27 protein-coding genes and 6 tRNA genes are annotated in these 25,063 nt (G+C 65.4%); 20 read left to right on the top strand and 13 right to left on the bottom strand.

Annotated elements, in window-relative coordinates; all coding sequences use genetic code 11:
• The first annotated feature begins 73 nt into the window (after positions 1 to 73).
• Genes ACF8LI_RS21790 through murI form a run of 3 tightly spaced genes read left to right on the top strand, consistent with a single transcriptional unit; the run spans position 74 to position 2,239 of the window.
• A complete protein-coding gene (locus ACF8LI_RS21790) occupies positions 74 to 706 on the top strand; it encodes a class I SAM-dependent methyltransferase (RefSeq protein WP_392414065.1) in 633 nt (210 codons plus the stop codon).
• Positions 703 to 1,290: a GNAT family N-acetyltransferase gene (locus tag ACF8LI_RS21785; RefSeq protein ID WP_392414064.1), complete on the top strand. Its 588-nt coding sequence runs from the start codon at positions 703 to 705 to the stop codon at positions 1,288 to 1,290. Before ACF8LI_RS21790 ends, ACF8LI_RS21785 begins: the two co-directional genes overlap by 4 nt.
• Positions 1,291 to 1,348: 58 nt before the next feature.
• Positions 1,349 to 2,239, top strand: a complete 891-nt coding sequence (murI, locus tag ACF8LI_RS21780) for a glutamate racemase (protein WP_392414063.1) — start codon at positions 1,349 to 1,351, stop codon at positions 2,237 to 2,239.
• A gap of 1 nt (position 2,240) precedes the next feature.
• Here murI and ACF8LI_RS21775 read toward each other — a convergent pair whose 3' ends face one another.
• The 13 genes from ACF8LI_RS21775 to tig all read right to left on the bottom strand — a co-directional run bounded on the left by ACF8LI_RS21775 (position 2,241) and on the right by tig (position 11,927).
• Positions 2,241 to 2,852 (bottom strand): M48 family metallopeptidase, encoded by a 612-nt coding sequence (locus ACF8LI_RS21775; protein ID WP_016445160.1) that lies wholly within the window; start codon positions 2,850 to 2,852, stop codon positions 2,241 to 2,243.
• A 32-nt stretch (positions 2,853 to 2,884) separates the two neighbouring features.
• Positions 2,885 to 3,511, bottom strand: coding sequence for a DUF6806 family protein (locus ACF8LI_RS21770; RefSeq protein WP_013803265.1), 627 nt, complete (start codon positions 3,509 to 3,511; stop codon positions 2,885 to 2,887).
• A gap of 328 nt (positions 3,512 to 3,839) precedes the next feature.
• Positions 3,840 to 3,930 (bottom strand) — tRNA-Leu (locus ACF8LI_RS21765).
• A 99-nt stretch (positions 3,931 to 4,029) separates the two neighbouring features.
• Positions 4,030 to 4,105, bottom strand: a tRNA-Gly gene (locus tag ACF8LI_RS21760).
• A gap of 139 nt (positions 4,106 to 4,244) precedes the next feature.
• Positions 4,245 to 5,009, bottom strand: coding sequence for a M48 family metalloprotease (locus ACF8LI_RS21755; RefSeq protein WP_392414062.1), 765 nt, complete (start codon positions 5,007 to 5,009; stop codon positions 4,245 to 4,247).
• A 383-nt stretch (positions 5,010 to 5,392) separates the two neighbouring features.
• Positions 5,393 to 5,466, bottom strand: a tRNA-Cys gene (locus tag ACF8LI_RS21750).
• 43 nt (positions 5,467 to 5,509) lie between these two features.
• Positions 5,510 to 5,585: transfer RNA gene (locus tag ACF8LI_RS21745), tRNA-Gly, on the bottom strand.
• A gap of 58 nt (positions 5,586 to 5,643) precedes the next feature.
• Positions 5,644 to 5,719: transfer RNA gene (locus tag ACF8LI_RS21740), tRNA-Gly, on the bottom strand.
• 69 nt (positions 5,720 to 5,788) lie between these two features.
• Positions 5,789 to 5,864: transfer RNA gene (locus ACF8LI_RS21735), tRNA-Gly, on the bottom strand.
• 103 nt (positions 5,865 to 5,967) lie between these two features.
• Positions 5,968 to 8,382, bottom strand: a complete 2,415-nt coding sequence (gene lon / locus ACF8LI_RS21730; protein ID WP_016445089.1) for an endopeptidase La — start codon at positions 8,380 to 8,382, stop codon at positions 5,968 to 5,970.
• 120 nt (positions 8,383 to 8,502) lie between these two features.
• On the bottom strand, positions 8,503 to 9,765 hold the full coding sequence (gene clpX / locus ACF8LI_RS21725; protein ID WP_012204530.1) for an ATP-dependent Clp protease ATP-binding subunit ClpX: 1,263 nt from the start codon (positions 9,763 to 9,765) through the stop codon (positions 8,503 to 8,505).
• A 107-nt stretch (positions 9,766 to 9,872) separates the two neighbouring features.
• The gene (gene clpP, locus ACF8LI_RS21720) at positions 9,873 to 10,481 is read right to left on the bottom strand and encodes an ATP-dependent Clp endopeptidase proteolytic subunit ClpP (protein WP_012204529.1); all 609 of its coding nucleotides are present in this window, start codon (positions 10,479 to 10,481) and stop codon (positions 9,873 to 9,875) included.
• 135 nt (positions 10,482 to 10,616) lie between these two features.
• Positions 10,617 to 11,927, bottom strand: a complete 1,311-nt coding sequence (gene tig / locus ACF8LI_RS21715; RefSeq protein ID WP_392414061.1) for a trigger factor — start codon at positions 11,925 to 11,927, stop codon at positions 10,617 to 10,619.
• A 569-nt stretch (positions 11,928 to 12,496) separates the two neighbouring features.
• On the opposite strand from tig, the gene ACF8LI_RS21710 reads away from it, so the two are divergent.
• The 17 genes from ACF8LI_RS21710 to ACF8LI_RS21630 all read left to right on the top strand — a co-directional run bounded on the left by ACF8LI_RS21710 (position 12,497) and on the right by ACF8LI_RS21630 (position 25,036).
• On the top strand, positions 12,497 to 12,715 hold the full coding sequence (locus ACF8LI_RS21710) for a hypothetical protein (protein WP_012204526.1): 219 nt from the start codon (positions 12,497 to 12,499) through the stop codon (positions 12,713 to 12,715).
• Between the two features lie 385 nt (positions 12,716 to 13,100).
• Entirely contained in the window at positions 13,101 to 13,304 is a 204-nt protein-coding gene (locus ACF8LI_RS21705) for a tail protein X (protein ID WP_043824232.1), read from the top strand.
• A 1-nt stretch (position 13,305) separates the two neighbouring features.
• Positions 13,306 to 13,572: a hypothetical protein gene (locus ACF8LI_RS21700; protein ID WP_016445084.1), complete on the top strand. Its 267-nt coding sequence runs from the start codon at positions 13,306 to 13,308 to the stop codon at positions 13,570 to 13,572.
• The gene (locus tag ACF8LI_RS21695) at positions 13,569 to 14,150 is read left to right on the top strand and encodes a glycoside hydrolase family protein (RefSeq protein WP_392406921.1); all 582 of its coding nucleotides are present in this window, start codon (positions 13,569 to 13,571) and stop codon (positions 14,148 to 14,150) included. Before ACF8LI_RS21700 ends, ACF8LI_RS21695 begins: the two co-directional genes overlap by 4 nt.
• On the top strand, positions 14,150 to 14,716 hold the full coding sequence (locus ACF8LI_RS21690) for a DUF2514 family protein (RefSeq protein WP_392414060.1): 567 nt from the start codon (positions 14,150 to 14,152) through the stop codon (positions 14,714 to 14,716). The genes ACF8LI_RS21695 and ACF8LI_RS21690 overlap by 1 nt, the downstream gene beginning before the upstream one ends.
• A complete protein-coding gene (locus tag ACF8LI_RS21685; protein WP_065347902.1) occupies positions 14,700 to 15,209 on the top strand; it encodes a phage tail protein in 510 nt (169 codons plus the stop codon). Before ACF8LI_RS21690 ends, ACF8LI_RS21685 begins: the two co-directional genes overlap by 17 nt.
• The gene (locus ACF8LI_RS21680) at positions 15,188 to 15,925 is read left to right on the top strand and encodes a phage baseplate assembly protein V (RefSeq protein WP_392414059.1); all 738 of its coding nucleotides are present in this window, start codon (positions 15,188 to 15,190) and stop codon (positions 15,923 to 15,925) included. Before ACF8LI_RS21685 ends, ACF8LI_RS21680 begins: the two co-directional genes overlap by 22 nt.
• Positions 15,922 to 16,272, top strand: a complete 351-nt coding sequence (locus ACF8LI_RS21675; RefSeq protein ID WP_216295735.1) for a GPW/gp25 family protein — start codon at positions 15,922 to 15,924, stop codon at positions 16,270 to 16,272. The genes ACF8LI_RS21680 and ACF8LI_RS21675 overlap by 4 nt, the downstream gene beginning before the upstream one ends.
• Positions 16,273 to 16,280: 8 nt before the next feature.
• The gene (locus ACF8LI_RS21670) at positions 16,281 to 17,126 is read left to right on the top strand and encodes a baseplate J/gp47 family protein (RefSeq protein WP_392414058.1); all 846 of its coding nucleotides are present in this window, start codon (positions 16,281 to 16,283) and stop codon (positions 17,124 to 17,126) included.
• Positions 17,123 to 18,103 carry a phage tail protein gene (locus ACF8LI_RS21665; RefSeq protein ID WP_392414057.1) on the top strand — a complete coding sequence of 327 codons (981 nt, stop codon included), beginning with the start codon at positions 17,123 to 17,125 and terminating at the stop codon, positions 18,101 to 18,103. Before ACF8LI_RS21670 ends, ACF8LI_RS21665 begins: the two co-directional genes overlap by 4 nt.
• A gap of 2 nt (positions 18,104 to 18,105) precedes the next feature.
• Positions 18,106 to 18,591 (top strand): hypothetical protein, encoded by a 486-nt coding sequence (locus ACF8LI_RS21660; RefSeq protein WP_012204516.1) that lies wholly within the window; start codon positions 18,106 to 18,108, stop codon positions 18,589 to 18,591.
• A gap of 10 nt (positions 18,592 to 18,601) precedes the next feature.
• Entirely contained in the window at positions 18,602 to 21,718 is a 3,117-nt protein-coding gene (locus ACF8LI_RS21655; RefSeq protein WP_343740058.1) for a DUF4815 domain-containing protein, read from the top strand.
• The gene (locus ACF8LI_RS21650) at positions 21,715 to 22,254 is read left to right on the top strand and encodes a hypothetical protein (protein WP_047327083.1); all 540 of its coding nucleotides are present in this window, start codon (positions 21,715 to 21,717) and stop codon (positions 22,252 to 22,254) included. Before ACF8LI_RS21655 ends, ACF8LI_RS21650 begins: the two co-directional genes overlap by 4 nt.
• Positions 22,251 to 23,384 (top strand): hypothetical protein, encoded by a 1,134-nt coding sequence (locus ACF8LI_RS21645; protein WP_392414056.1) that lies wholly within the window; start codon positions 22,251 to 22,253, stop codon positions 23,382 to 23,384. The genes ACF8LI_RS21650 and ACF8LI_RS21645 overlap by 4 nt, the downstream gene beginning before the upstream one ends.
• Entirely contained in the window at positions 23,374 to 23,859 is a 486-nt protein-coding gene (locus ACF8LI_RS21640; RefSeq protein WP_392414055.1) for a hypothetical protein, read from the top strand. The genes ACF8LI_RS21645 and ACF8LI_RS21640 overlap by 11 nt, the downstream gene beginning before the upstream one ends.
• 305 nt (positions 23,860 to 24,164) lie before the next feature.
• Positions 24,165 to 24,551 (top strand): hypothetical protein, encoded by a 387-nt coding sequence (locus ACF8LI_RS21635; protein ID WP_160855525.1) that lies wholly within the window; start codon positions 24,165 to 24,167, stop codon positions 24,549 to 24,551.
• Complete coding sequence (locus tag ACF8LI_RS21630) at positions 24,551 to 25,036, top strand: hypothetical protein (protein ID WP_392414054.1); 486 nt, start codon at positions 24,551 to 24,553, stop codon at positions 25,034 to 25,036. The genes ACF8LI_RS21635 and ACF8LI_RS21630 overlap by 1 nt, the downstream gene beginning before the upstream one ends.
• Positions 25,037 to 25,063 lie beyond the last annotated feature (27 nt).

Raw genomic sequence — 25,063 nt, 5'->3', positions numbered from 1 at the left:
CTTCGGGCGGTCTTTTCATTGGCGCGGGCATTTGTGACAGACTGCCCGCTGCCTGCAACACTGCCCATTCAACATGACCACCGCGCTCGTCCTCATCGCCCTGCTGGCCGTGACCAGCCTGGCCTGGCGCCTGTCCTCCCGCCGCCATGTCCTGCCCTGCCCGTCCTGGCTGCGCTGGATGGTCGAGCTTGACAACCCCTTCGCGGCCAGCAACAAGGCCGCCTTCATCGTCGGGCAACTGCAGATCCAGCCAGGCATGAAAGTGCTGGACGCGGGCTGCGGCCCAGGCCGCGTCACCCTGCCGTTGGCACGTGCCGTCGGTGCGCAGGGACAGGTGCTTGCCGTGGACCTGCAGCCGGCCATGCTCGAACAGGTGGCGGCCAAGGCGCGCGCGCAGAGGCTGGAGAATGTGCGCACCCAGGCGGCGGCGCTGGGCCAGGGGCAGCTGGCAGCCGAGCAGCACGACCGCGCCGTGATGGCCGCCGTGCTGGGAGAGATCCCGGACCGCCAGGCCGCGCTGGCCGACGTGTTCCAGAGCCTGCGCCCCGGCGGCCTGCTGGCCGTGGCCGAGCTGGTCTTCGACCCGCATTTCCAGCGCCGCACCAGCGTGGAAAAGCTGGCAGGCAAGGCAGGCTTCATCCCCCACTCCTTCCACGGCCATGCAGCCGCGTATCTGCTGGTACTGCAGCGCCCTCTCCAACCATGACCACCACACATTCCCCTGTAGCGACCCTGCGGACACCGCGCCTGATACTGCGCCAGTGGCAGGCCGGCGACCGGCAGCCCTTTGCCGCGCTGACTGCCGACCCACAGGTCATGGAGCACTTTCCGGCACTGCTCAGCCGTGAACAAAGCGATGCCATGGCAGACAGGATCCAGGCACTGATCGAGGAACGCGGCTGGGGCTTCTGGGCGGCAGAGCACCTTGCCAGTGGCGAGTTCATGGGCTTCATCGGGCTGCACACTCCCGCCGCGTCTTTGCCGTTCTCGCCCTGCGTGGAAATCGGCTGGCGGCTCGCCCGGCCTTTCTGGGGCCAGGGCCTGGCCAGCGAAGGCGCGCGGGCGGCGCTGGCGCACGGCTTCGGCGCGTTGCATCTGGAGTCCATCGTCTCGTTCACCGCGCTGTCCAACCTGCGTTCGCAGGCCGTGATGCAGCGCCTGGGCATGGAGCGCGACGCCCATGACTTCGACCATCCGGAGGTGCCGGCAGGCCATGCGCTGCGCAGGCATTGCCTGTACCGCCTGACACATGCCCAATGGCTGCAGCAGCAAGCCATGGCCCGAGCATGAACGCGCCCGAGCGGGCATACTGGGCGCCGCCTCCAAAAGCCTTTATCCGCATCTCCACATGACCTCCCCGGCCTCTCCCATCGGCGTCTTCGACAGCGGCATCGGCGGCCTCAGCGTGCTGCAGGCGCTGCGCTATGAGCTGCCGCATGAGCGCTTCATCTACCTGGCCGACAGCGGCTATGCACCGTATGGCGATGCACGCGGCGACGCCTTCGTGCAGCAGCGCACGCGCACTATTGCGCGCCACCTGTGCGAGCAGCACCAGATCAAGGTACTGGTGATCGCCTGCAATACGGCCACGGCCGCTGCCGTGGACATGCTGCGCGCTGAAATGCCCGAACTGCCCCTGATCGGCGTGGAGCCCGCCATCAAGCCTGCTTCGCTATCGAGCCAGACCGGCCACGTGGGCGTGATGGCCACGCGCGGCACGGTGAGCAGTGCGCGCTTTGCCCGGTTGGTGGCCGACCATGGCCAGCGCGTGCAATTCCATGTCCAGCCCTGCGACGGACTGGCCAAGGCCATAGAGGAAAGCACGGAGCAGCCCGTTCCCGCCGACCCCATGGCCACCGAGGTCGCGCGCCTGTGCGCCAGGTATGTGAATGCCCTGGGCAGCTTCGGACAGAAGACGGGCGAGATGGATTCCCTGGTGCTGGGCTGCACCCACTACATATTCGCCCGCGAGCAGTTGCGCACGCTGCTGGGGCCGGACATCCAGTTCATCGACACCGGTGCCCCGGTGGCCCGCCAGACGCGGCGCGTGCTGGACCGCCTGGGCACCCTGGCCAGCGAAACAGGCCCCTTGCCCGCGGCGGAGGGCCAGGTCCGGTTGATGACCACGGGATCGCTGCAGGCCCTGCAGGCTGCGGCATCGCGCTGGCTGGATCTGCCCGCGCAATGCTGCTCGTCCGTTCAGGTCGGCGAATCCAGCGCCATCCCCACGGCCGCTTGAATCACGGCTGCGCCTGCCACAGGCGCCGGCCCGAGTGGTCCATCCAGCTCAGGTACAGCCGCAACTCGAACTCCAGCTGGTGGTATTCGGGCTCCATGTGGGTGCACAGCTGGTAGAAGGCCTTGTCGTGATCGGGCTCGCGCAGGTGGGCCAGCTCGTGGACGACGATCATGCGCAAAAAAGCCTCGGGCGCTTGCTTGAACAGTGCACCGATGCGGATCTCATGCCGTGCATTGAGGCGGCTTCCCTGCACCACGGCGCGGCGCGTGTGCAGGCCCAGGGCGTTGTGGACCACATGGATGCGGCCGTCGTAGGCTACCTTGTTCAGCGTGCCGGCATTGCGCAGGTGCCGGCCCTTGAGGGCATCCACGTAGTCATAGAGGCTCTTGTCCGTGCGCACGGCATGGGCCTCGGGATGCTTGCGCAGCAGCCAGGCCTCGGCCTTGTCATCGGCCAGCCAGCCACGCACCTGTGACTGCAGCGCGGCCGGGTAGGCAGACAGGTAGGGAAGCGGCAGCGCGCCACCGGCCACCTCGCGCCGCTGCTCGCGCTGGCGGCGCACGGTCTCGGTGACTGCTCCGGAATACTTGGGCGTGCTGGCCTGTGCCGCCATGGCTGTACGCTGCGCGGGGCAGCGCCTTGCGCTCAATGCAGGTGGCGGGGGCGGCGGTTGCCGCCGTGGCCCGAACCCGATCCACCCATGCCGCGCGGCGGCTTGCCGATCTCCAGCGAGCTGACCAGGGCGTCGAAGCGCTGGGAGAACAGCTTGTCGATCTCCTGCACCACGCCACCCAGCTCGGAGCCGTCGAAATGGCGCTCCATCAGGTTGACCACGTCCTGCACCAGCAGGTCGCGCTGCACCTGCATGATGGCCGCGGGCGTCGGGCCCACGAAGAGCATGACGAAGTCGTCGCGCGACTCGGCCTCTTCGGACTCCTCTTCCTCGTCGAACTCGGTGTCGTAGAAGGTCACCTCGATGGCAGCGCCCTGCTCGGCCAGCTCATTGATGCCCATGCACATGTCGTCCAGCGACTGGCGGAAGTCCTCATCGCCGCGCACCGTCCAGCACACCTGGAGCAGGCGCTCCTTGGTATCGAACTGGATGCCAGGCTCTTCTTCGTAGACGCTGCCAGCGCCATCGGCCAGGGAGCGGGCACCCGCATACTTCCACAGCGGGCCCAGCGCTTCCTGCAACTGCTCGTAGGTCGTGTCGGGGCGCAGCAGCACCTGGCCGTGCACGTGGATTTCAAATGGAGCGTTGTAATTCGACATGTTCTCGTCTGGGATGAGTTTGGCCACACCTGTCACGCCGCACCATGTGCCACGATCAATGTCAACGGAACGCATGCAGGCATCGCCATCACTGTCTGCCCGAGCCGCGCCATCCAGGCAAGCAGCCCGGGGCCTGATGAAGGGATTCTCGCACGTAATGCAGCCGGCAAGGACTTGGCGGCGCATGGCCACAATGCGGTGCTGCAAGAGCACGAAGCCAGCAACATGCACTGCGCAGCGCCGCGAAACATAGCGCAACCGCAGCATTCGCCTCAACGCAAAATTGCTACAAAGATTGCAGCATCAGAACGTTGCTGCACATAGCTCATGGTGCCCCGAGCCGGGATCGAACCGGCACGCCCCTGTTCGGAAGCGGCGGATTTTAAGTCCGCAGTGTCTACCAATTTCACCATCGGGGCCCTGCGCCGCAGCGTCACAGGCCAACGCAAGCTGCTCATGCCTGCGAACTGCAGCACCAACGAAAAAGGGAAGCGTTACCGCTTCCCTTTTTTCTGAATTGGAGCGGGAAAACGGGTTCGAACCGTCGACCTCAACCTTGGCAAGGTTGCGCTCTACCAACTGAGCTATTCCCGCATATCTGTCAAGCTGTGCGCCTCACAGAGCAGACTTGAATTCTAGCGCAGATTTCCGGCACTCCGGACCAAGTCCGGAAAAAATCCACGTCGAAGCGGATCAATGCCCACCCGCACAGCAGCCCGCTCCATGCCGTCGCTTACTTGCCGTCGATGCGGTCCTGCATGCGCTTGGCGCGCTGTTCAGACGGGGGGTGAGAGCTCAGGATGGAGCTGCCGCCACTGCCACCGCTGAGCTTGGCCAGCTTCTGGAACGATGTGACCAGGCCCTGGCGACTCAACTTCTTTTCCGTGAGCAGGTCAAAGGAATAGTCATCAGCCGCCGACTCCTGGGACTGGGAGAACTGGGCGTTGATGAACTTCTCACCCAGATCTCCGGCCTGCGAGCGCGACAGCGAGGCCAGCGCCGAATTGCCGCTATTGGCTGCAATCGAGCGCGCAGCCGATGCCGCATAGGTCGTTTGCATGCGCTTCTTGCTATGACCCAGCGCCACATGCCCGATCTCATGGCCAATCACGCCACGCAATTCATCGTCGTTCATCAGATCCATCAGGCCGCTGTAGACGCGAATGCAGCCATTGGCCATGGCCCAGGCATTCACGTCCTGCGTCATATAGACCTTGTAGACGGCTTTTTTCCCATTGACGGCCTGCGGCATGCTGGCAATGACCTTGTTCAGCCGCACCGTGTACTTACTCTTGGCATCGGCCACCTTGTTCTGCGCATCCATGGCCGCGCAGGAGTCGTTGGACAGCGTGACCACATCGTCATCCGTGAGCGTCATGGCCTTCATGGCCGTGGAGCCTGAATCCAGCAGCCCGCCCACATCAGCGGACTCCATGGTTTTACAACCCGCCAGCACCACGCCGCTGGCAACAATCGCCGTCAATAGCTTGATCTTCATAATCCCTCCCGATGAATGAAGCGCGCATCATATCCACGACCGGCCAATTGAATCCACTGCCAATGGCAAGCCATTTGCACTTTTTTGCAATTTTCCAACCAACTTCCAATAAGCATGCTCGCGGCGAGGATCCAGGCAGAACAATTGGAAACAAAATAATTCACCGAACTGGCAATGAATTACAGAATGGAATTCTCTTCATGTCACAGAAGAACAAGCCCTGAACCACTCGCAGAGTGCCGAAGCTTTAGAGAGAGGGAGAGATGGAGCTTGACCGGGCACGGGGCTGGCTCGAACCAGACAGCAAGGACAAGCAATGATCCTGACGCAGAAAAAGAAAAAGGCCCCGAAGGGCCTTTTGAACTGTTTTCGCAATGAATTTTTGGAGGCGCGAACCAGAGTCGAACTGGTCTAACCGGATTTGCAATCCGGGGCATAACCGCTTTGCTATCGCGCCAAGATCACTATCAAACATGCAGCATTGCTGCAGTTTCTAAAACTGGAGCGGGAAAACGGGTTCGAACCGTCGACCTCAACCTTGGCAAGGTTGCGCTCTACCAACTGAGCTATTCCCGCAAACATTCAAGCAACTACCCGTCACCTGAATCGAACGTACACAAGGCACATTCAAAACTGGAGCGGGAAAACGGGTTCGAACCGTCGACCTCAACCTTGGCAAGGTTGCGCTCTACCAACTGAGCTATTCCCGCTTGAATCATCCATTCTGGCAGCCAACCGCCACCAGAACCGAACACACCCGAAACGGCATGTTCAAAATCTGGAGCGGGAAAACGGGTTCGAACCGTCGACCTCAACCTTGGCAAGGTTGCGCTCTACCAACTGAGCTATTCCCGCATTTCTACCGAAGCCTGACATTCTACAACGTCGTTTGCTGCGATGGGATGAATTGTAGCGTAGTTCTTGGAGGGTTCAGGAAAAACGCTACATTTTTTCATCTTCAGTGCTTGACTGCAGGCTCCACAGCCTTGGTTTCCGCCGGGGCCACGGCGGCGGCCTCCTCGTCGGACAGAGGCTCTGGCACACGTTCCAGCGCCACCTTGAGGACCTGGTCGATCCACTTGACGGGGATGATTTCCAGGCCGCTCTTGACGTTGTCGGGGATCTCCTGGAGGTCCTTGACGTTCTCTTCGGGAATCAGCACCGTCTTGATGCCGCCACGCAGGGCCGCCAGCAGCTTTTCCTTGAGGCCGCCGATGGCGGTGACCTCACCGCGCAGCGTGATTTCACCAGTCATGGCGACATCGGCACGCACCGGGATACCCGTCAGCGCAGAGACGAAGGCCGTCGTCATGGCTGCACCCGCGCTGGGGCCGTCCTTGGGGGTGGCGCCATCGGGCACGTGCACGTGGATGTCCTTCTTCTCGAAGGCCTCGTCCTTGATGCCCAGCATGCGCGAGCGGCTGCGCACCACGGTACGCGCGGCTTCGACCGATTCCTTCATCACGTCGCCCAGCGAGCCGGTGCGCGAGATCACGCCCTTGCCGGGCATGATGGCGGCCTCGATGGTCAGCAGATCGCCGCCGACCTCGGTCCAGGCAAGACCCACGACCTGACCGATCTGGTTGTTCAGTTCGGCACGGCCATAGGTGTACTTGCGAACACCCAGGTAGTCAGGCAGGTTGTCGGCAGTGACGACGACGGTGGGCTCCAGCTTCTTGAGCTGCAGGCCCTTGACGACCTTGCGGCAGATCTTGGACAGCTCGCGCTCCAGCGAACGCACGCCGGCCTCTCGCGTGTAGTAGCGCACGATGTCGCGGATGGCGGATTCCTCCACCCGCATCTCGCCTTCCTTCACACCGTTGTTGGTGATCTGCTTGGGCAGCAGGTAGCGGATGGCGATGTTGACCTTTTCGTCCTCGGTGTAACCCGACAGGCGGATCACTTCCATGCGGTCCAGCAGCGCGGGCGGGATATTCATGGAGTTGGAGGTCGCCACGAACATCACGTCGCTGAGGTCGAAGTCCACCTCGACGTAGTGATCGCCGAAGGTGTGGTTTTGCTCGGGGTCCAGCACTTCCAGCAGGGCGCTCGACGGATCGCCACGGAAGTCCATGCCGAGCTTGTCGATTTCGTCCAGGAGGAACAGCGGGTTGCGCGTGCCGACCTTGTCCAGGCTTTGCAGCACCTTGCCCGGCATGGCGCCGATGTAGGTGCGGCGGTGGCCGCGGATTTCCGCTTCGTCACGCATGCCGCCCAGCGCCATGCGGACGTACTTGCGGCCCGTGGCCTTGGCGATGGACTGGCCCAGCGAGGTCTTGCCCACGCCCGGAGGACCGACCAGGCACAGGATGGGCGCCTTGACCTTGTCCACGCGTTGCTGCACGGCAAGATATTCAAGGATGCGGTCCTTGACCTTTTCAAGGCCGAAGTGGTCGGCATTGAGCACCTCCTCGGCATTGGCCAGGTCGTGCTTGATCTTGGTCTTCTTGCTCCAGGGCAGGCCCGTGAGCACATCGATGTAGTTGCGCACCACGGTGGCTTCGGCCGACATGGGCGACATGAGCTTGAGCTTCTTGAGCTCGGCCTCGGCCTTCTTGCGCGCCTCGGCGGGCATGCGAGCGAGCTTGATCTTCTTTTCGATCTCTTCGATGTCGGCGCCGTCCTCGCCCTCGCCCAGCTCCTTCTGGATGGCCTTGACCTGCTCGTTCAAGTAGAAGTCGCGCTGGTTCTTTTCCATCTGGCGCTTGACGCGACCACGGATGCGCTTGTCGACATTGAGGATGTCGACTTCACGGTCCAGCTGCTCGAACAGGTTTTCCAGGCGCTCCTTGATGTCCACCAGGTCGAGCACGGCCTGCTTGTTCTCGAGCTTGAGCGGCAGGTGCGCGGCGATGGTGTCGGCCAGGCGGCCGGCATCGTCGATGCTGGCGATGGAGGTGAGGATCTCGGGCGGGATCTTCTTGTTGAGCTTGACGTACTGGTCGAACTGCTGCGTCACGGCGCGGCGCAGGGCTTCGATCTCGCTGGGCTTGTGGGTTTCGGCCTCGGGCGCCACGGGCACGACTGAGCCCACGAAGTGGGTCTCTTCATCCATGACCTGCTTGACCAGCGCGCGCTGCTGGCCTTCGACCAGCACCTTGACCGTGCCGTCGGGCAGCTTGAGCATCTGCAAGATGGTGGAGACGCAGCCGACGTCGAACATGTCGGCCGCCGTGGGTTCGTCCTTGGAAGCGGTCTTCTGGGCCACCAGCATGATGCGGCGGTCGCCTTCCATGGCCAGCTCCAGCGCCTTGATGCTCTTGGCGCGGCCCACGAACAGCGGGATCACCATGTGGGGGAACACGACCACATCGCGCAGCGGCAGCAGCGCCAGGTCTAGGGGGGTGGAAGGCAAAGGGGTATGTCCTGACATGGGAATCCTCGGTTTGTCAGCGGAAGATGGTCCGCCCACCGGTGTATTTCAACCCCGCAGCCCGAAAGGATTTCGGGCCACAGGGACTTGCGCTGCCGGACCTTTGCAGGCAGCGGCGCATCAGGCTTTCTTGGCCGCCTCGCGGTAAACCAGCAGCGGTGCTTTTCCGTCTTCGATGGTGGACTCGTCCACCACCACCTTCTCGACATTGTCGGCATTGGGCAGTTCGTACATGGTGCCGATCAGCGATTGCTCCAGGATGGAGCGCAGGCCACGCGCACCCGTCTTGCGCGCCAGCGCCTTGCGGGCGATGGCCTTGAGCGCGGCGGGCCGGATCTCCAGCTCCACGCCTTCCATGGCCAGCAGCTTGCTGTACTGCTTGACCAGGGCGTTCTTGGGCTCGGTCAGGATCTGCACCAGGGCGTCTTCACCCAGTTCGGCCAGGGCCGTGACCACGGGCATGCGGCCGACCAGCTCGGGGATGATGCCGAACTTGATCAGGTCTTCAGGCTCGATCTCCTGGAACACTTCCGAGATGGAGCGCTGCTTCTTGCTCTTGACCGTGGCGCCAAAGCCGATGCCCGACGCCTCGGTACGGTTCTCGATGACCTTCTCCAGGCCCGCGAACGCGCCACCGCAGATGAACAGGATGTTGGTCGTGTCGATCTGCAGGAAGTCCTGGTTCGGATGCTTGCGGCCGCCTTGCGGGGGCACGCTGGCCATGGTGCCTTCGATGAGCTTGAGCAGGGCCTGCTGCACGCCCTCGCCCGACACGTCACGCGTGATGCTGGGGTTGTCGGACTTGCGCGAGATCTTGTCGATCTCGTCGATGTAGACGATGCCGCGCTGCGCACGCTCGACGTCGTATTCGCAGCTTTGCAGCAGCTTCTGGATGATGTTCTCGACGTCCTCGCCCACGTAGCCGGCCTCGGTCAGCGTGGTGGCATCGGCCATGACGAAGGGCACGTTGAGCATGCGCGCCAGCGTCTGCGCCAGCAGCGTCTTGCCGGAGCCCGTGGGACCGATGAGCAGGATGTTGCTCTTGGCCAGCTCAATCTCGTCCTTGCCGGCCTTGTCCTTGTGACGCAGGCGCTTGTAGTGGTTGTATACGGCGACAGCCAGCGTGCGCTTGGGCAGGTCCTGGCCGATCACGTAGTTGTCCAGGTTGGCCTTGATTTCGGCGGGCGTGGGCAGGTCGCCTCGGCCGTCCTTGGCCTCGGTGCTGGGCTGCTCGTCGCGGATGATCTCGTTGCAGAGATCGATGCACTCGTCGCAGATAAAGACTGACGGACCCGCGATCAGCTTCTTGACCTCATGCTGGCTCTTGCCGCAGAAGGTGCAATAAAGGTTTTTTTCGCTGGAGGAGCCTTTTTTCTCGGCCATGGGGTCGGTGCCTTGTTACAGAAATATGGAAAAGGATGATAACCAAATGGAAAGCGGCGTTTTCCGTAGGGGGAAAACGCCGCCCATTCTCATACAGCCTCCGGGCTTCAGGAGCGCTTGTTGATCACCTGATCGACCAAGCCGTAGTCCTTGGCTTCTTCGGCGGACAGGAAGTAGTCGCGCTCGGTGTCGTGCTGGATCTTTTCCAGCGGTTGGCCCGTGCGCTCGGCCAGGATCTTGTTCAGGCGCTCGCGGGTCTTGAGGATCTCGCGGGCGTGGATCTCGATCTCGGTGGCCTGGCCCTGCATGCCGCCCAGCGGCTGGTGGATCATGACCTGGGAATTGGGCAGCGCAAAGCGCTTGCCCTTGGTGCCAGCGGCCAGCAGGAAGGCACCCATGCTGGCTGCAATGCCGGTGCACAGCGTGGACACATCGGGCTTGATGAAGTTCATCGTGTCGAAGATGGCCAGGCCGGCGCTCACGGAGCCGCCGGGGCTGTTGATGTAGAACGAAATGTCCTTGTCGGGGTTTTCGCTTTCAAGGAACAGCAGCTGGGCCACGACGAGGTTGGCCGTCTGGTCATTGACAGGGCCCACCAGGAAGATCACCCGGTCCTTGAGCAGGCGCGAGTAGATGTCGTACGACCGCTCTCCGCGGCCGGACTGTTCGATGACCATTGGGATCATGCCCAAACCCTGAGTTTCCAATGCGCTCATGTTTTCTCCAGTACTAGGGGGCTACTTTAGCCGTATCCGGAAAGAAAATGGGGCTTGTGCGCCAAAGCACAAGCCCCGCAGATGCCAACCCGCCCACCGATCTCACGAAGCGGCAGGCAGGCGGTGCTCAAACCCTCAGGCCTGGCCCATCAGTTCGTCGAAGGACACGGCCTTGTCGGAGACCTTGGCCTTGCCCAGCACGAACTCGGTCACGTTGTTTTCGATGACAACGGCTTCGACTTCAGCCAGGCGTTGGCGGTCGCCGAAGTACCAGCGTGCCACGTCTTCGGGCTTTTCGTAGCTGGCGGCCAGCTCTTCCACGTGGGCCTTGATCTGCTCGGGCGTGGCGTGCAGCTCGTTGGCGCGCACCAGCTCGGCCACCACCAGGCCCAGGCGCACGCGGCGCTCGGCTTGGGGCAGGAACACGTCTTCAGGGATCTCGGCCTTGTCGGCGTCCTTGATGCCGCGCTGCTGCAGCTCGGCGCGAGCGCCTTCCAGCAGACGGGCGACTTCAGCCTGCACCGAGGCCTTGGGCAGTTCCAGCTCGGCCTTGGACACCAGCGCGTCCATCACGGCCTGCTTGTTGCGGCCCTGGACGCGGAACTTGACTTCACGCTCCAGGTTCTTCTTGATGTCGGCGCGCAGGCCTTCGACCGTGCCTTCAGCCACGCCCAGGGCCTTGGCAAAAGCCTCGTCCACTTCGGGCAGGTTGGCGGCCTCGATCTTCTTGACCGTCACCAGGAAGTCGGCGGTCTTGCCGGCCACGTCCTTGCCGTGGTAGTCGGCGGGGAAAGCCAGGGGGAAGGTCTTGGACTCGCCGGCCTTCATGCCGCGCACTGCGTCTTCGAATTCCTTGAGCATCTGGCCTTCGCCGACCAGGAACTGGAAGTCTTCGGCCTTGCCGCCGGAGAAGGTCTCGCCGTCGATCTTGCCTTCGAAGTCCACGGTCACGCGGTCGCCGTCCACGGCCACATCGGCCTGGGCGCGCTGCGCGAAGGTGCGGCGCTGCTTGCGCAGGATGTCCACGGTCTTGTCGATGGCGGCGTCGTCCACTTCGGCCGTCAGCTTCTCGACTTCGGCCGAGGTCAGGTCACCGATCTTGACTTCAGGCATCACTTCGAAGATGGCTTCGAACTGTGCCTCGCCCTCGGGAGCGCCTTCCTTTTCGGAGATGCGGGGCTGGCCGGCCACGCGCAGCTTGGCTTCGTTGACAGCCTGTGCGAAAGCCTCGCCGACCTTGTCGTTGAGCACTTCGTACTGCACCGAATAGCCATAACGCTGGGCCACCACGCTCATCGGCACCTTGCCGGGACGGAAGCCGTCCATCTTCACGGTGCGCGCCACTTGCTTGAGGCGGTTCTCGACTTCGCTCTGGATGGAGTTCAGGGGCAGGCTCAGCGTGATCCTGCGCTCGAGCTTTTCAAGGGTTTCAACAGTAACGGCCATGTTTGTTCCTATGAGGGATTGGACCGTGCCGGCTGCTGTACAGCCCGCACCGTATTGCGCAAAAGTCACGGTGCAACGCGAGCCAAAGCCAGTCGGCCGCGCGGCACCTCAGATTTCAAGGGCTTACATCACATGCGCCTGGCCGCTGGGGACCGCACATGGTTCGCTCAACCCGTGATGTAAGCGAAGCCAGACATTATAAACGAGGCGGTTTTAACCTCCGGACGCACCCACTTGCGGGGAATCCCCCAATCCGTTTGCAAACGGGCCGTCCCTACAGGAAGCGGGCTTGAGCAGTGTTCGCCGCAGTTGAGCGGCGTTGGTGCGTGGTGCGCGGGGGGCGGGTCGTCAACCATTCAAAAACAATCACTTGCCTTCACAGCGCGGGATTCGTGCGGGCCGTTCAAAAGCCTCGAGGTGCACTCTGCACACCCCAGGTCGACATGTACACGACCTGATCAAAACCCCGCTTGCCGTCCTCAATCAGCAGATGAAACAGGGTCACTTCAAATTGAAACATCTGCCCATTCGACCTATACTGTATGTGCATACAGTAGAAAGAAGACGTGATGCAGCACCAGATTGAGACGGTCAGGGACGATGTGGAAAGCGCCAGCGAGCAAGTGGCCGCCATCTGCGAGCTGCTGGCTGCAGCCCGGGGCACGGCCGTGCACGCCTCGGCCATTACCGCATTGCTGCTGCCCGTGTCACGCAAGCTCAGCGCGGCGGCGGGTGACCTGTCAGACCATCTTCATCGCAGCCAGGTAGTTGGCAGCAAGCGCTGCTAGACCCTCTCACCCCCACCATGACAAGACCCCGCCCTGCGGGGTCTTGTCATTTCTGCGTTCGGCACGGCCGCTGGCGTGCCCGCAGCGCGCACAGGCTGCAGCGATTGCCGGGCCTGCTCCCGTCGGCAAACATGGCATTCATACCCGGCCCGCGCGCCGGACCCGGCATACCGCCTGCCCGGTGCCACCGCGATCCGGTGGCCTGAGGCGTTCCCGGCATCCGCAGCCACACGCATGGCGGGTGCACCAGGAACAGGTCCGCGCGGGCCGGCCCACGAGGAGCTTCAGTGAGTCTTGCCATTCCCTTTCCCGCGCCGGATCAGGCGATACCGCCACCGGCCCGTGCCGCCGCTCCCGCCGACCCTGCACACAGGGAGCGCGCCTGATGCTGGCCATTGCCCGTGAATACGAAACGCTGGACGAGCTGTGCATGCGCCAGCTGGGCGCCACGCGCGGCGTGGTGGAAGCCACGCTGGAGCGCAACCCGGGCCTGTCGGCCCACGGTCCCCATCTGCCCGCCGGCCTGGCCGTCGAGCTGACCGAACCCGCCCAGGCCCCCAGCCTGCCCCTGATCAGTTTCTGGGATTGACATGGACCGAGAAACCATCGTCAAGACCGCCGCCCTGGAAGGCGCCAAGGCCGCGCCTCCCGTCACCGTCGTGGCCGCGAACGTGGCCAATGGCTGGACCATGACCCATACCGCCACCGCGCTGACCATCGTCTACGTGCTGCTGCAGGCCGTGTATCTGCTGTGGCGCTGGCGCAATGAGCGCGAGGACCGGCGCGCGCGCCAGGCCGAGGACGCTGCGCGCAGGAAGGCGTCTTCGACCGCCACAGACACCGGAGCGGCCCCATGAGCACAGCGCGCATGCCAGCGGCAGGTCTGGGCATTGGCGCGGCCATCGTTGCTGCCTGGATTGCCGCAGAAGGCTTCAGTGCGGCGCCCATCATTCCCGTGCAGGGCGATGTGCCCACCATCGGCCACGGCGCCACGCGCTACGAGGACGGCACACGCGTGACCCTGGCCGACCCGCCCATCACCCGCGAACGGGCACGCGAGCTGGCCATCAACCTGCTGGAGCAGCAGTACGGCGCCTGTGTGCGCGATTCGCTGGGTGACACGCAGGTGCACCCGGCCGAGTTCGCCCAGGCGGTGGACTTCGCAGGCCAGTACGGCTGCGGGGCCTGGCGCGGCTCCTCGATGCTGGCCAGGACACGGGCTGGCGACTACGCCGGCGCCTGCCAGTCCTATCTGTCCTGGCGATTCATGACCAGCAGCCAGCCTTTGCAGGGCTTCAGCGCCTATCGATGGGATGGCGCAGGCCGGCCCACGCGCTGGCGCTTTGACTGCTCGGCACCCGGCAACAAGGTATGCCGCGGCGTGTGGACACGCCAGCAGGCGCGCCACGCGGCCTGCATGGAGGCCCAGCCTTGATGGACCGCCTGCAAACCCATGCCTGGCAGCTGCTGGCCCTGCTGCTGGCGGCACTGCTGGTCTGGCAGTCGCTGGCGCGGCTGGGTGCCGAGCGCGACGCGGCGCAGGCGCGCACGGATCTGGCGACCGACCGCCAGGCCGCTGCCACCGCCGCGCTGCACGCATCCGAACGCTATCGACAACGGGAAGGAGCCTACCGTGAACGCATCGACTTTCTTGCACGCGACACGGACCTGGCCCTGGCGCGCGCTGCGGCGGATGCCGATGCTGCCCGCGCTGCTGCTGGCCGGCTGCGCGGCGACCTCGCCAGCTACCTCACCGCCCACCGTGCCGCCGCCCAGGCTCGCGCCACTGCCGGACAGTGCGCGCCAGACACCGCAGCCCTCGATCTGCTCGCCGAGCTGCAGCGCCGCGCTGACGAACGAGCGGGAGCGCTGGCGCGCATTGCTGACGACGCCCGCCACCGAGGCAGCGCCTGCGAGCGCGCCTACGACGCCGGGCTCGCGCTGACCAGCGCCCTGACAAGCACCATGACCCCGGACCCACGCCATGCTCAAGCCCGCTAGCCTGCGCGACGCGCTCGTCGCTGCCCTGCCCCAGTTGCAACAGTCGCCGGGGAACATCCGTTTCACCATCCAGAGGGGCCGCGTGGTCAACACGGGCACGCCGTCCCTTTCCTGGGAATACCGCTACACGCTGAGCCTGGTGATTGCGGACTTCACCGGCAGCATCGATGCCGTGACCGTGCCGCTGCTGGTCTGGGCGCGGCGCCACCAGCCCGACCTGTTCGACCATGCCGAAAGGCGCGAGCAGGCGATCCGCTTCGACATTGCGCCTCCTTCCACGGACCCTTCAGCCGCATCGCAGCCGCAGCAGCTCGCCATCGAGATCGACCTGGTGGAGGCCGTGCTGGCGCGCCCGCGCGAGGGCAGCCCCGGCGCCTTCGACTTGATCTACAAGCCCGAGCCGCCGGGCCAGCTCGACATTGCACAGCGCCAGTTGTGGGAGCTGTTCCTGTTCGGCGAGAAGGTGGCCGAGTGGAACTACGACCCGCGCTGAGCACGGGCCTGGGCACGCGCCCGGCCCATCGGCAGGCGCCGCGCCGGGCTGCATGTGGCAGCGTGCGCCACGCCCGGCACACGGCGACACGCAAGGGCCAGGCCGGCACCATGAACGCCATGGATTCGCCCGTCGCACAAACCGAGAGCCCGTACGAGATCATCCGCCGCCTGGAGGGGCTGATCCGCACGGGCACCATCGCCGCAGTCCGCCATGCGCGCCCTGCGCGCTGCCGCGTCAAGACCGGCAACCTGACCACCAACTGGATTCCCTGGCTGGCCATGCGCGCCGCGGGCGAGAACGCCAGCGTCTGGTGGCCGCCTGCGGTGGGCGAGCAGTGCGTGCTGCTGTCGCCCGGCGGCGACCTGCTGGGCGCCGTGGCGCTGACCGGCATCTACAGCAGCGCCGCAGCCCAGCCCAGCGACCGCGAAGGGGTGTGCCACACGCAGTGGAGCCCCACCGATTTCATGGAACACGACAGCACCACGGGCCGTCTCAACATCAACGTGGCCCATGGCATCACGCTGCGCGTGGGCAACTCGGTGATCAGCATCGACGAGCAAGGCATCAGCCTGCAGGCCGGTGGCGGTTCGGCCACCGTCAATGCGCAGGGCCTGGCCGGCGCGCCCGATGTGACCACCGGCCCCATCAGCCTGCTGCGCCACCGACATGGCGGCGTCAGGGCGGGCGACGCCATCACGCAGGGGCCGCTATGAACCGCCACACAGGCCGCCGCATCGAGGGCATGGAGCATCTGCGCCAGAGCGTGGCCGACATCCTGTCCACGCCCATCGGCTCGCGCGTGATGCGCCGCGACTATGGATCGCTGGTCCCGGCGCTGCTGGACCAGCCCGACAACAACGCCACCCAGGCGCGCCTGCGCGCCGCCGTGGCCAGCGCGCTGATGCGCTGGGAGCCGCGCATCCGGCTGACGCGCATCGTGATCGAGCGCGATCCGGCCACACCCGGGCGCGCCGACCTGACGCTGATCGGCACCTTCAACAACACGCGCCGCCCGGCCCCGCTCAGCCTCCAGATGCCCATCGCCCGCACTCTCCCATGAAGCAAGACATGACCCCTGCACTGGACGCCCTGCCGCCGCCCGGCGTCGTCGAGACGCTGGATTTCGAGCGCATCCTCGACGCCCACCGCGCCGATCTGCTGGCGCGCCACCCCGAGGCCGCCGAGGTCCTGGCGCTGGAGAGCGAGCCGCTCAACAAGCTGCTGGAGGCGCACGCCTACCGCGAGCTGCTGTACCGGGCGCGCGTCAATGATGCGGCGCGTGCGCACCTGATTGCGTTCGCCCAGGGCTCGGACCTGGACCACAAGGGCGCCTTCTACGATGTGGCCCGACTGCCCGGCGAAAGCGACGAACGCTACCGCCAGCGCATCCTGCTGCGCGTGCGCGCGCTGGCCGGCGGCGGCACGGCCGAGCACTACGAGCACCTGGCCATGACGGCCAGCGCCAATGTGCACAGCGCCATCGCCACACAACCCCAGCCCGGCCGCGTGAGCGTGCAGCTGTGGCTGGTCGAGCCCGCACAGGCCGACGAGACCCTGGCCATCGTGCTGTCGGCCCTCAATGCGCCAGGCGCACGGCCGCTGGGCGTGCCCGTGTCGGTATCGCTGGCGCGCCCGCACCCCATCGACATCACGGCGCACCTGCTGCGCGAGCCCGGTGCGCCCGTGGACATCGTGGCGCGCCTGCAGGCCGGCCTGGCCGCCCAGATTGCGGCCTACGCGCTGCTGGGCCGCGATGTGCCGCGCTCGTGGATCACCACGCGCCTGCATGTGGACGGCATTGCCCGCGTCACCTACCCCGACGCCCAGGCCCCGGCCGAGCTCACGCCGCTGGCTGCCGACGAATACCCGGTGCTGGGCCGCGTCCAGCTGGTGGACGAGGGCCTGCAGGCATGAGCACCGCTGCCATCGCCCCGACTGCGCCCCGCCGCCACGTGCTGCCGCCCAACGCCACGGCGCTGGAGAAGGCCGTGGACCAGGTCGTCCCGAATTGGGACGGCCTGGCCGGCGCCTTTCCCGCGCCGGCCCAGGGCGAGCCTGCGGCCTTTCTGCCCTGGCTGGCGGCCGAATGGGGCATTGCCCAGTTCGACCGCTACTTCGACGACGTGCCCGCCCTCATCGCCAACGGCCTGCCCTGGCTGCGCGAGCGCGGCACGGCCGCGTCCATGCAGCGTGCGCTGGGCTGGCTGGGCTATGACGGCGCGCAGCTCGACGAGGATGGTGCCTGGCTGCACCTGGACCTGGGCCGCATCATCGGCGACGCAGAGCTGGCCAGCGTGGCCCATGTGGTACGCGCCAGCCTGCCGGCGCACGTGCGCTTTTACCGCGTCTTCCACGGCCACGACCTGCGCCCGCTGCGGCTGGACCACGGCCCGGGCCTGGACGCCGGCATGCTGGACAACGACAGCGGCACCTGGATCGATGTGTCGCCGTATGGCGAACCCGTCAAGCTCAGCCAGGGCCTGCCCCGCCGCACCGGCACCGAGGCACCGCCTTCGGACGGCGTGCTCACGGCCCACCTGTTCCGCGTCACCACCATCGCCACCTATGCCGACCGCATGCTGCTCGATGCCTGGACGCTGGACAGCGAGATCCTGATCGACGCCAGCCTGGGCATCACCGAAGTCAACGCCACCACCACGGGCGAGCCCGCCTACTACGCGCCGCTGCGGCCCATTCCCGCGCAGGCCATGGCCACCCACAGCGCCTGGACGGTACCCGCACCGCTGGCCCTGGCCAGCCTGCACCCCTGGGCCAGCACCGAGCGCCCGCACGACAACACCCGTACCTGGACCGGACGCTGGGACAGCACGCCCTGGCGCCGATCCTTCGAAACCCGCACCACCACCACCGAAGAACCCGAGGAACCCTGAACATGGCAGTTCTGCAGCAAGCGGGCCGCATCGCCCTCGCCAAGGCCGTCGCCGCCCAGACCATCCACATCGCCTGGGGCCGCGGCCTGCCCGCCTGGGACGCCGCGCCCGAGCCCGAACCCATCACCGCCAACGCCCTGGTCGACGAAATCGGCCGCCGTCTGGTCACCGAGGTGCGCTTTGCGCGGCCCGACGACAACGGCGAGATCGAGCTGCCCAGCGGCGCACGCTACAGCGTCAGCGACACCCCCACCACCTTCGTCTACCTGCGTGCGGCCTTTGGCTTCGACGACGCCAAGGGCGAGGACGTGCGCGAGATGGGCGTGTTCTTCGGCACCCAGGTCGCCACGGACGTGCCGCCCGGCCAGCGCTGGGTGCTGGCCAGCCAGCTGACCGGCAAGGGCGAGCTGTACACGCTGGAGCGCCGCCCCCGGATCCTGCGCAGCGGCAGCGTGCGCCAGGTCGAAGAAATCATCCTCCCCTTCTGAACGGCACCCCATGAGCCAGACCAAGATCTACGACCGCTTCGACGCCGGCAAGCGCTACGACAGGCTGCAGTTCGCGGCCGACCGCGTGCTGCAATCGGCCGAACTCAACGAGCTGCAGAGCATGCAGCAGCACCGCCTGCGCGGCATCACCGATGTACTGTTCAAGGAGGGCGACATCGTCCGCGGCTGCCAGTGCATCACCTCCGCCGACACGGGCGCCACCACCATCGAGGCCGGCGCACTCTACGTGGCCGGCGCCGTGCGCGGCATCACGCCGGGCACGCTCACCGTGGCCACCGTGGGCACGGTCTACGTGGGCGCCTACCTGCAGACTGACACCGTCACCGAGCTGCAGGACCCCGAACTGCTCAACCCCGCCGCCGGCACGCGCGGCTATGGCGAGCCCGGTGCGCTGCGCGAGCGCGTGACCCTGGTCTGGGGTGCGCAGGGCGACGGCACGGCCGGCACCTTCTATCCCGTGTGGACCATCATCGACGGCTCGGTCATGCCCAAGGAGCCGCCGCCCAACATCGACGCCGTCACCCAGGCCCTGGCCCGCTATGACCGCGACAGCGCGGGCGGCACCTACGTGGTGCGCGGCCTGGACGTGATCATGGGCGAGGACCTGGCCACCGGCCAGCAGGTCTACACCGTGCGCGAGGGCGCCGCCCGCGTCAACGGCCATCCGCTGGAGCTGGGTGCCAGCCGCCGCCTGGTCTACGAGGCCAAGCCCGACCTGTTCTTCGTGGACAGCGAGCCCCACACCTCGGCCGGCACGGCCGCCCAGCGCATCCGCTTCGACCGCCAGCCCGCTGTCGGCACGCCCCAGGTGCGCGTGCAGGCGCGCAAGACCGTCACGCTCACGCACGGCGGCTTCACGGGCGCGGCCGACCCGCTGCCCGACAACGCCGTGCTGGCCGTGGACAGCGTGGTCCAGGCCGGCACCACCTACGTGCAGGGCACGGACTGGAAGCTGGTGGGCGGCCAGATCGACTGGAGCCCCTCGGGCGCCGAGCCCGTGCCCGGCAGCACCTACCAGGTCACCTACCAGTACATGCTCAACGCCACGCCCACGGCCGTGGACTCCACGGGCTTCACCGTGGAAGGCGCGCTCAAGGACACCCTGGTGCTGGTCAGCTACCACTACGCGCTGCGCCGCTACGACCGCCTGGTGCTCAACAGCGAAGGCCAGCTGCAGTGGGTGCCCGGCGTGCCCGCCGCCTGGTCGCCCAAGGTTCCGGCCGCACCCAGCGGCACCCTGGCCCTGGCCTCGGTCTACCAAAGCTGGGACAGCAACCGCCGCGTGGACCAGGACGCCGTGCGCGTCGTGCCCATGCAGACCCTCAAGGCCTACCAGGACCACATCCAGACCATCTACGCCGACCTGGCCGAGCTGAGGCTGTCGGTGGATGTGTCGGGGCGGCACAGCGGGGTCAAGAAGGGGTTGTTTGCGGATCCGATGCTGGATGACAGCCTGCGGGATGCAGGCCGTGCGCAGACCGGCCATATCCTGGGTGGCCATCTGCGCCTGCCGCTGAATGTGCAGTTGCACCAGATCGGCACCGACATCACCTCACCCCAGACCACGCCCTACCAGGCCGTGCCCGTGCTCAGCCAGCTGGGCCGCACGACCACCATGCTGGTCAACCCCTACGGGGCCTTCGACCCGCTGCCCAGCTCCACCAGGCTGACGCCCGCCGTGGACTATTGGACCGAGGTGCAGACCACCTGGGCCAATCCCATCATCGCAAGCTTCTGGAGCGGAGAGTCCGAGCGTGTGCTCTCGGACACATCCAAGAACATTGAGTTCCTGCGCCAGATCGAGGTGCAGTTCTGGATCGACTTCCCTGTGGGCGAAACGCTGACGGCAGTGACCTTCGATGGCATCGCCGTCACGCCAGAGCCATTGGCAGGCGGCACTCTGGTGGCCACGGAACAAGGTCTGAAAGGCAAGTTCAAGATCCCGGCTCGCGTGCCCGCAGGCACCAAGGCCGTGCGCTTCACAGGCCGAGGCGGCAGCCATGCGGAAACCATCTTCACCGGTCAAGGCACGCTGCGCAGCCGTACGCTGGCCTCGGTGGTGGTCGTCATCATGTTGACCAACGGCTGGGATCCGCTGGCCCAGACCTTCACACTGGGCACCACGCGCGAAGTCTGCGGAACACGCCTGTGGTTCACGACTCCGGGCAAAGAGGACGTGCAGGTGCAACTGCGCGAAGTCACAGGCGGCGTTCCCTCGCGCGGCGTCATCTCCGAATGCGTGCTCAAGCCGGAGCAGATCCGGGCCGACGTCGCCGCAGGAAAGCCCACCCTTGCGCAATGGGCGCCGCAGCTGCTGGAGGCCGGCGTCGAATACGCCATCGTCATCCTCACCAACGACATGACCACCGCCGTGGCCGTGGCCGAACTCGGTGGCTGGGACCAGGCCCGCGCGCAATGGGTCACCAGCCAGCCCTACAGCGTGGGCGTGCTGCTGTCCAGCAGCAACGCCAGCACCTGGACGCCACACCAGACGCGCGATCTCGCCTTCGAACTGCTGGCGGCTGAACACACGGCCAACACCCGCACCGTCGAGCTGGGCCGCGTCACCGTGGAGGACGCCACCGACCTCATGGTGCAGGCCGGCGCCATGCTGCCGGCAGCCGACTCGCAGGTGGTCTTCGCCATGCAACTGGAGGATGGAACCACGTTGGAGGCCGCAGCCGGCCAGCCCGTGCAACTGGCCAGCCGCTACAACGGCGAAGTGGCCGTGCGCGCCAAGCTCTCGGGCAACACCCAGTTGGCAGCCCATCTGCTGCCCGGCATGCAACTGGCCGCCGCCAGCCTGCAAAACACCGGCGACTACATCAGCCCCACCATCAACGCCGGCAGCAACACCACGCTCAGCGTAGTGGCAGAGGCCGTGCTGCCCGCTGGCAGCTCCCTGGTCGTGCAGATGCAGGCCGAGGGCAGCAGCACCTGGGTAAACGTCCCCTACCTGAGCACCAGCCCGCAGACCGCCGGCGTGCTGGAGATCACCTACCGCCTGGCCGGCATCAACGCCGAGCGCCTGCGTGTCCGCCTGGTCCTCACGGGCAGCCACAGCGCCCGTCCCCAGGTCACCAACCTGCGAGCCATCGTGATATGACCTTGCACGACGACAAGACAGCGCAGGGCTGGCCCCTGCCCCACCCCGACAACCGCCTGGAAGACGACGTGCTGCGCCTGCGCCAGGCCGTGCAGGACGTGGACCAGGCGCTGACCGCAGCGCGCCAGCTCATCGACACCAAGGCCAGTTCCCAGGGCGTGCAGGACGCAATGGACGTGGTGGCTCACCGCATAGAGCAACTGGAGACCGCCGTCCAGTCGCTGAGCACCGGCAAGGTGGCCAGCGTCAACGGCGTGGCCGGCGTCAACGTCAAGCTCAACCCCGAGCACCTCGCGCTGGGCCCGGCCAACGGCGCCACCAGCGAAAGCTTCGGCTACGACGCCCAGGGCCGCATCAGCAGCATCACGCGCAGCGTCAACGGCTTCAGCGCCACCACCGCCGTCAGCTACGACGGCGCCGGCCGCGTCTCCCAGCAGCAGACCAGCTACCGCGGGCGCGTGCGTACGGAAACCTATGCCTACGACGCCGCCACGGGGCGGGTGTCGGGGGTGAATGCGACGGAGGTACAGGGATGAGTTTCGATGTGGTGACGCACAGCGAGGTGCGGAGGCTGGCGCAGAGCCTGCAAAAGGACATGGGGCTGCAATTGCGGTCACGGCCAGTGTGGAAAGGCCCGGAGCGATTTGCACCGGGGATTCGGGTGGGTGGGGACAGTCCTTATCGGATGCTGCCAGCCTTCAGCCCAAACTACTTCTTGGAATCTGTCTGCCATAACGGCGAGATATATGCAGGGACACAGATCAATGGCAGCGTGGGAGCTTCTGTCTACACTTCTGCCGATCTCAAGACATGGGTACTGCGCTCCAGTGCCAGCAACGTCTCCAGTATCTCTAATATCGGCAGAACGATTTTGCTGTGGTGGAACAACCGCCAAACAGTCAGCATATCCAATGACAACGGCCTGACCTGGCCTACCGCCCTCAATGGAACGACATTAATCAATGTCGTAGCTGCGGGTGCCTATGGGTTTGGTCTCAACTCCTCCCAATATTACTATCTGTTTACGGTGACGGGCGGCTGCGAGACGCTTCCCCTTCCAGAATCTCGCCAGTGGAAATACATGCTTTTCAACGGCAGCCGCTACTTGGTGTTGGACTACTACTGTGACCGCGCCTATGCCAGTCAGGATGGGCGAACCAGCTGGCAGGCTACAGCCAATCTGAGCCAGGCGCTGACAGATTTGCCAGGCAACTATGGCTCTAGTACCGCTCGCCAAGCCTATGTTATTGATGGACGCTTCGTGATACTTGATGTGGCGCGTGGATCCATCTCAACCGTGATCTCGGACGACGGCATTAACTGGAGAGCAGGCACCACTGGCATGATTTTCGGACACCAGGGCTATATCGCCCAATGCTCCGACAAAGCATCCATATATGACGGCGCACTGTACATAGGTGCGCGCCTCACCAACGGGGTGGCCGGCGATCTTGGCCGGTTCGTATTGCTTGAAATCAGGGAAGGAACCCGCGTCCGGCTAATGCCCTCCTTCTACACGCCAAGTTCCAGCGGCTCCTCGGAGACGCCGCCTGGAATACATGCCAAGGTGGGGGGAACCGGTCTGTTCTTCAACTCAAGCGCCAACGTCCCTGGCGCACGCTACGAAATCAACCCAGATGCCATGGAGACCTACCATGCACTATGAATATGACCTCTGGGGTTGGTATGTCGGTGAGCACCAAACCTGGCGTGAACGCTGCACCACGCTGGCACCAGCATGCACCGACATGCCCGAAGAGCCCGGCGCCACACGCTGCCTGTGGACCGGCAACGGCTGGATAGAACACCCCTACGAGAAGCCGCCGATCCTGCCAGATTTGCCACAGCATCCAGACCCACGCCACATCACCCCCCTGGCCCTGCGCCGCCGCTTCACCCTGGCCGAACGCTCGGCCATCGAATGGGCCGCCGTGGACCGTGCCGACACCAGCGAGAAGCAGCGCAAGGATGCCGCCATGCTGCGCGCCTGCCTGAAGGACCAGGAGCAGGCCGGCTTCATCGACCTGGACGATGCGGACGTAGCCACCGGCGTGCGGCTGATCGAGGAGCTGCAACTGATCGCACCAGGCCGCGCAAGCGAGATCCTCGGGGCACCCGTCCAGCCTGGCGAACGCCCCTGACATCTCCACCTGCAAAAGCCCCGGCACCCGTTGAGTGGCCGGGGCTTTTCCTTTCCTGGTCGGCACCCCGAACCAGCGCCAAACCAAGCCTCTGTGCAGCCCTCCGGCACAGCCAAGGTCGCTGGTGCCCAAGCCCCCGCCGCGAGAACATCAATGCAACCCGGGCACAGCGCCAGCGGCCTTGCAGGCGGCAGGCACCAAGCCCTGCAAGGACAACCAGGCCGCCTTCGCTGCATGAACTTCAGCATGACACAAACCATCACTGTCGATCCCGCCAACACCGCAGCTTGCGCGAAGGTGCCTGCATGAGCCTGGATGCCGTCATCAGTGCCGATCTGGTGAAGACGCGGGCGGAGATTGCTGCGTTGAGCAGTGCCGTGGCAAGTGCACGCAGCGAGATTGCAGGCTTGAACAGTCAGGTCAGCAACAGCAGTGTTCTGAAGAGCTTGCAAAGACTTCGCGTTCAGCCTAGCGGCAGTGCGCCTTACTACTCAGACGTTGCTATCGCGGCCATCAACCCTCAGAAAACCACAGTACTAATAAGGCAGGTGAATCCAAATGTCAGTGCAATGGTCTTCGATTGCGAGATCCTGAGTCCAACAGTGCTCCGCTGCTGGAACTACTTAATGGGCTCCGACTACAAAATCTACAGCGCAGGAGTGATAGATATCCAGGTGGTGGAGTTCAAGTAATGCCCCACCACTACGCCCAGCTCACCCCCGCCGGCCTGGCCTTCGCCATCACCGAAACGCACGCCGAGCTCAACGCTCCCGACCTGCTGCCCCTGCCCCGCTACGACACCTCGGTGCTCGGCCGCCGCTGGACCGGCACGCACTGGGAAGACGTGGCGCAGGCCTTGCCTGAAGACCAGGCAGCGTCCAACGAACCCGCCCCCCGCCGCATCACCCCCCACGCCCTGCGCCGCCGCTTCACCGTGGTCGAACGCACGGCGCTGGAGTGGGCCGTGGTGGACCGTGCCGAGGCGGGCGAGGCCGACCGGCTCAACGCGGCCACGCTGCGCTCGCTGCTCAAGGACATCGAGCAGGCGCGGCAACTCGATCTTGACGACCCCGAACTGGCCGACAGCCTGCGCCAGTTCGAGGCCTTCGGACTCATCGCCGCGGGGCGCGCCCAGGAAATCCTGGACGGCCCCGTACAAGCCCACGAACAGCCGTGACCACCCCTTTTTGACGACAGCCCCACG

It is taken from the genome of Delftia sp. WSY_12, assembly GCF_043104645.1.
GTDB lineage: Bacteria > Pseudomonadota > Gammaproteobacteria > Burkholderiales > Burkholderiaceae_C > Comamonas > Comamonas tsuruhatensis.
Note: the sequence above shows the minus strand (reverse complement) of the source record. Positions and strands in the feature narration are given on the sequence as shown.

What these genes read in the sequence shown, in the direction of transcription:
- ACF8LI_RS21670 (WP_392414058.1), top strand. Translation starts at nt 16,281, where the DNA reads ATGACCCCTGCACTGGACGCCCTGCCGCCGCCCGGCGTCGTCGAGACG.
- ACF8LI_RS21690 (WP_392414060.1), top strand. Translation starts at nt 14,150, where the DNA reads ATGGACCGCCTGCAAACCCATGCCTGGCAGCTGCTGGCCCTGCTGCTG.
- ACF8LI_RS21645 (WP_392414056.1), top strand. Translation starts at nt 22,251, where the DNA reads ATGAGTTTCGATGTGGTGACGCACAGCGAGGTGCGGAGGCTGGCGCAG.
- ACF8LI_RS21665 (WP_392414057.1), top strand. Translation starts at nt 17,123, where the DNA reads ATGAGCACCGCTGCCATCGCCCCGACTGCGCCCCGCCGCCACGTGCTG.
- ACF8LI_RS21695 (WP_392406921.1), top strand. Translation starts at nt 13,569, where the DNA reads ATGAGCACAGCGCGCATGCCAGCGGCAGGTCTGGGCATTGGCGCGGCC.
- ACF8LI_RS21640 (WP_392414055.1), top strand. Translation starts at nt 23,374, where the DNA reads ATGCACTATGAATATGACCTCTGGGGTTGGTATGTCGGTGAGCACCAA.
- murI (WP_392414063.1), top strand. Translation starts at nt 1,349, where the DNA reads ATGACCTCCCCGGCCTCTCCCATCGGCGTCTTCGACAGCGGCATCGGC.
- ACF8LI_RS21650 (WP_047327083.1), top strand. Translation starts at nt 21,715, where the DNA reads ATGACCTTGCACGACGACAAGACAGCGCAGGGCTGGCCCCTGCCCCAC.
- ACF8LI_RS21775 (WP_016445160.1), bottom strand. Translation starts at nt 2,852, where the DNA reads ATGGCGGCACAGGCCAGCACGCCCAAGTATTCCGGAGCAGTCACCGAG.
- ACF8LI_RS21660 (WP_012204516.1), top strand. Translation starts at nt 18,106, where the DNA reads ATGGCAGTTCTGCAGCAAGCGGGCCGCATCGCCCTCGCCAAGGCCGTC.
- ACF8LI_RS21685 (WP_065347902.1), top strand. Translation starts at nt 14,700, where the DNA reads ATGCTCAAGCCCGCTAGCCTGCGCGACGCGCTCGTCGCTGCCCTGCCC.
- tig (WP_392414061.1), bottom strand. Translation starts at nt 11,927, where the DNA reads ATGGCCGTTACTGTTGAAACCCTTGAAAAGCTCGAGCGCAGGATCACG.
- ACF8LI_RS21675 (WP_216295735.1), top strand. Translation starts at nt 15,922, where the DNA reads ATGAACCGCCACACAGGCCGCCGCATCGAGGGCATGGAGCATCTGCGC.
- ACF8LI_RS21705 (WP_043824232.1), top strand. Translation starts at nt 13,101, where the DNA reads ATGCTGGCCATTGCCCGTGAATACGAAACGCTGGACGAGCTGTGCATG.
- ACF8LI_RS21790 (WP_392414065.1), top strand. Translation starts at nt 74, where the DNA reads ATGACCACCGCGCTCGTCCTCATCGCCCTGCTGGCCGTGACCAGCCTG.
- ACF8LI_RS21785 (WP_392414064.1), top strand. Translation starts at nt 703, where the DNA reads ATGACCACCACACATTCCCCTGTAGCGACCCTGCGGACACCGCGCCTG.
- lon (WP_016445089.1), bottom strand. Translation starts at nt 8,382, where the DNA reads ATGTCAGGACATACCCCTTTGCCTTCCACCCCCCTAGACCTGGCGCTG.
- clpP (WP_012204529.1), bottom strand. Translation starts at nt 10,481, where the DNA reads ATGAGCGCATTGGAAACTCAGGGTTTGGGCATGATCCCAATGGTCATC.
- ACF8LI_RS21635 (WP_160855525.1), top strand. Translation starts at nt 24,165, where the DNA reads ATGAGCCTGGATGCCGTCATCAGTGCCGATCTGGTGAAGACGCGGGCG.
- ACF8LI_RS21700 (WP_016445084.1), top strand. Translation starts at nt 13,306, where the DNA reads ATGGACCGAGAAACCATCGTCAAGACCGCCGCCCTGGAAGGCGCCAAG.
- ACF8LI_RS21655 (WP_343740058.1), top strand. Translation starts at nt 18,602, where the DNA reads ATGAGCCAGACCAAGATCTACGACCGCTTCGACGCCGGCAAGCGCTAC.
- clpX (WP_012204530.1), bottom strand. Translation starts at nt 9,765, where the DNA reads ATGGCCGAGAAAAAAGGCTCCTCCAGCGAAAAAAACCTTTATTGCACC.
- ACF8LI_RS21755 (WP_392414062.1), bottom strand. Translation starts at nt 5,009, where the DNA reads ATGAAGATCAAGCTATTGACGGCGATTGTTGCCAGCGGCGTGGTGCTG.
- ACF8LI_RS21710 (WP_012204526.1), top strand. Translation starts at nt 12,497, where the DNA reads ATGCAGCACCAGATTGAGACGGTCAGGGACGATGTGGAAAGCGCCAGC.
- ACF8LI_RS21630 (WP_392414054.1), top strand. Translation starts at nt 24,551, where the DNA reads ATGCCCCACCACTACGCCCAGCTCACCCCCGCCGGCCTGGCCTTCGCC.
- ACF8LI_RS21770 (WP_013803265.1), bottom strand. Translation starts at nt 3,511, where the DNA reads ATGTCGAATTACAACGCTCCATTTGAAATCCACGTGCACGGCCAGGTG.